The following is a 1,801-nucleotide window of genomic DNA, read 5'->3' as shown; positions in this document are numbered from 1 at the left end:
CAAGTTCACCGGCGCCGCCCAGGGCCGCAAGGCGCTGGTGGCCGAGGTGATCGTCGGCGAACTCGCCCGGCGGCTCGGCCTGCCGGTGCCCGAACTGCGGCTCGTCGACTTCGACCCCGCGGTGGCCGAACACGAACCCGACACCGAGATCCAGGACATCCTCCGGGCCAGCGCCGGCCTCAACCTGGGAATGGACCTGCTGCCCGGTGCCCGGGACTTCAAGCCCGGCATGATCGACGTCGACCCGGTCGCGGCCGGCCGGATCGTCTGGCTGGACGCGCTCACCGGCAACGTCGACCGCACCGTGCACAACCCCAACCTGATGGTCTGGCACGGGAAGCTCTGGCTCATCGACAACGGCGCCGCGCTGGTCTTCCACCACCGCTGGTCCGGCGCCGCGGCCTCCGTCGGCCGCAGGTACGACCTCAGCGCCCACGCCCTCGGCGGCTACCGGCCGGACGTCCCGCTGGCCGACCGGGAGCTCGGACCGCTGGTCACCGCCGGACTGCTGGAGGAGGTGGTGGCGCTCGTCCCGGACGCGTGGCTGGCCGACGAGCCCGGCTTCGACTCGGTGGACGCGCTGCGCCGCGCCTACGTGCACCACCTGGCCGCCCGCGCGGAGCTCTCCGCCGAGTGGCTGCCGGACGGGTTCCCCACGGCCGAGCAGCTGCGCGCGGCCGAGGTCCGGCGGGCCGCCCGGACCAGGGCGGGCCGGCCCGCCTGGCTCCAGGAGGTGCCGGACCTGCACGGAAAGCCGTCGGTGGAGACGGTCTGGGACCACCACTTCGAGTGACGGGCCCGCCGCCCGGCTGCCTGACGATCCGGACCCGTGCCGACCGGGCGCCCCCTACCGACCGGGCGCCCCTTGCCGACCGGGCGCCCCGTGCCGATCCGGTGTCAGCCCCCGGCGGGGCGGACCCAGACGAAGTACTCGACCAGCGTCCCGACCAGCAGGCCGGAGGAGAACAGCGCGAAGAGCGCGGCGGCGTTCACCCGGCGCACGGCCGGCGACGACAGCGCCAGGGCGGGGAGCAGCAGGCCGACCGCCGGGCCGGTCGCCAGCAGGAGCAGGCGGAGCAGCACGGCCCCCGTCGTGGTCGCCTCGGTGGCGAGGCCGCCGAGGCCGATCGCCAGGCCCGCGAAGGCCATCAGCGTCAGCATCGGCACGGCGACGAGCAGTTGGACGACGGCCAGCAGCACCCACGGCCAGTTCCGCGCGCCGCCCGGGCGGTCGGTCGGCCAGGGTCGGCCGGGGTGGCTCTGTGCCATGGCGTGATGCTCCTCGTACGGGGGGTTCCACTCGGTCGTGCGTACCCATTGTGCGGATCGGCCCCGGGCCTTCGCCTGAGTACCGGTACTCAAAATGCCGGTGGGGAGCGGGACCCGTCGGGTCCCGCTCCCCACCGCGCGTCGTCGCGTCAGCCGGTCAACCGGTCAGCGCGTCAGCGCCACCACTGGACCGCCTTCTCGGCGTTGATGATGCCGGCGCCGTAGAAGCCGTTGTCGTCCGCGCCGCCCTCGCAGGTGGCGGCCCACTCGCCGCCGCCGCCCGGGTTGTACGGGCCCGACGGGCAGGCGTGCGACTCGGCCTGGCTGGTCAGCAGCTCGGTCAGCTCCTCCGCGTTGGCCCACGGGTGGGTGCTGGCGAGCAGGGCGAGCACACCGGCGGCGTGCGGGGACGCCATCGAGGTGCCCTGCATGTAGCCGTACTTGCCACCCGGGATGGTGGACAGGGTGCGGCCGTTCTTGTCCGGGGTGTCCGGGATCTGGTAGCGGCGGTCGCCACCGGGGGCGGCCACGG

Annotated in this window: 3 protein-coding genes; 1 reads left to right on the top strand and 2 read right to left on the bottom strand. The window is 74.6% G+C overall.

Annotated features, from left to right (window positions below; translation table 11 throughout):
* On the top strand, positions 1 to 793 hold a 793-nt coding region (locus MCM47_RS39995), incomplete at its 5' end, for a HipA family kinase (protein WP_238951754.1).
* 104 nt (positions 794 to 897) lie between these two features.
* Here the strand turns inward: MCM47_RS39995 and MCM47_RS39990 are convergent.
* Together MCM47_RS39990 and MCM47_RS39985 are read right to left on the bottom strand one after the other, a co-directional pair.
* Entirely contained in the window at positions 898 to 1,269 is a 372-nt protein-coding gene (locus MCM47_RS39990) for a hypothetical protein (protein ID WP_238863192.1), read from the bottom strand.
* 173 nt (positions 1,270 to 1,442) lie between these two features.
* On the bottom strand, positions 1,443 to 1,801 hold a 359-nt coding region (locus tag MCM47_RS39985), incomplete at its 5' end, for a S8 family serine peptidase (RefSeq protein ID WP_238951753.1).

This window comes from Kitasatospora sp. A2-31, from assembly GCF_022288725.1.
Classification (GTDB): Bacteria; Actinomycetota; Actinomycetes; order Streptomycetales; family Streptomycetaceae; genus Kitasatospora.
This window is presented reverse-complemented; position numbering and strand designations above follow the sequence as displayed.

What these genes read in the sequence shown, in the direction of transcription:
- MCM47_RS39990 (WP_238863192.1), bottom strand. Translation starts at nt 1,269, where the DNA reads ATGGCACAGAGCCACCCCGGCCGACCCTGGCCGACCGACCGCCCGGGC.